The sequence below is a fragment of the Vibrio sp. SG41-7 genome (assembly GCF_014164465.1).
GTDB lineage: Bacteria > Pseudomonadota > Gammaproteobacteria > Enterobacterales > Vibrionaceae > Vibrio > Vibrio splendidus.
On the sequence record NZ_JACJFF010000280.1, the window covers coordinates 1 to 1,490 of the forward strand.

Annotated in this window: 2 protein-coding genes; one reads left to right on the forward strand and one right to left on the reverse strand. The window is 43.5% G+C overall.

From position 1 onward, the window contains the following. The coding region (locus tag H5300_RS26610; RefSeq protein WP_182797349.1) for a lecithin retinol acyltransferase family protein at positions 1 to 542 on the forward strand (542 nt) is incomplete at its 5' end. A gap of 33 nt (positions 543 to 575) precedes the next feature. Here the strand turns inward: H5300_RS26610 and H5300_RS26615 are convergent. Then, on the reverse strand, positions 576 to 1,232 hold the full coding sequence (locus H5300_RS26615) for an inovirus Gp2 family protein (protein WP_182797350.1): 657 nt from the start codon (positions 1,230 to 1,232) through the stop codon (positions 576 to 578). Positions 1,233 to 1,490 lie beyond the last annotated feature (258 nt).

Consider the following 1,490-nt stretch of genomic DNA (forward strand, 5'->3'; position numbering starts at 1 on the left):
AAGAAATCAGAGTGAAGCGACACGCACCCTATCCACAAGATGCCATTGATTACGCAAAGCAGCAGGTAGGCAAACCTGGTTATGATGTCGCTACGAATAATTGTGAGCACTTCGTAAATCGTTGCATTGAACAGCGACATACGTCTAACCAAGTGAGTAACGGCGGTCATGTCATCACTCATGTTGCAGCTAGGCAAGGTCTACTCGGTCAATCAGCTAAACAGTTTGCTAAAGGTCCACTAGGAACCATCGCTATCGCCTCTACAGGGGCCAAGTACGCTGGTGAATACATTGGCTTACCTGATAGTGTCAACACCGTTGTAGGCGCTCCTGGGGATCTTGTCGCCAAGCCTATTGAAGCTGCCTACACAGGTGCTGTTGATACCCTAAGCAATACTTACGATAAACTGAGTGATGGTGAAATCATCGGTGCCACTGGCGAGCTGATAACGGGCACGGTAGCGACTGCGGTTGATGTCGTCTTTGCACCCATTGAAGTTGTGGGCAACACCTGGGGTGCGATTAAGTCATGGTTTGATTAAGTTACTGGAGGGCTAAACACCCTCCATTCATCACTACCGATAACTGGTACCAAAATTACGGCGTCCCTCACCATAGTGTTTGGTCTCTTTTTTTGCTAGATAGCTTAAACAGTAAAATAGATCCTCATACTGACGAGAAAACTTGGAGGTACCTTGATGTAAATAAAACCCACCATTTTTGGTAAAATGCACCAACCCATGAGTATTGTGATAATCCATGCCTAGCGCACTAGCCCAAGCTTCACGAATCATTCCTGCTAAAGTACCTCTCCCTTCCCAGTCACCTAGCTTATGAAATTTCTCTTGGTTAAAAAGCAAAACCATGTGGTAATGATCATCTACTGATGTATTTCGTTCTCTGCACCAAATAAACCGAAGACTTGAAGGACGTACTCTTCGATTCGCTTTTTCGTACCTGCGGTCCATTGCATTAATTTTTGCCTTAAGCGATTCGGTGAACAGTGAAATGAGCCTATCTCTAAATCGGCAATGGTTGACGATCTCATCTCGACTCAAGCAATCAAGCTCTTGAGGAGCTTGTGGCATCTTAAGATCAATCCGTACTGCATAGACGCGTTTGTTCTCATCACATGCGTGATTCAACGTATCTATTGTTTTGTCTAAGTATCTTTCGTTGTAGTCATTTAGGTTGCCTAGAATGGGCAACCCTTTGAAGTAGTTGTTGTTCATTTTCTCTTACCTACGGTTGGTTATCATAAGTAAGATCTGTTGTATTTATTTACTGGATTATCAAGTGACCATACTAAGGTATGTTCACTAAGGGTGAGGTATGTATTTCACTAAGGGTGAGGTATGTATATAACTATACCCGTGATCAATGAAGGTGCTTGATTTTCGATAAAATCAGGATCATGCTAAGACCCATGAAAATTACACTGACTCCTCAACAAAAGCTGCAACTCGAGCAGATGCACGATTCTACTCGTG

Excerpts from the sequence above, each read along its gene's own strand:
- H5300_RS26615 (WP_182797350.1), bottom strand. The coding sequence starts at position 1,232 with ATGAACAACAACTACTTCAAAGGGTTGCCCATTCTAGGCAACCTAAAT.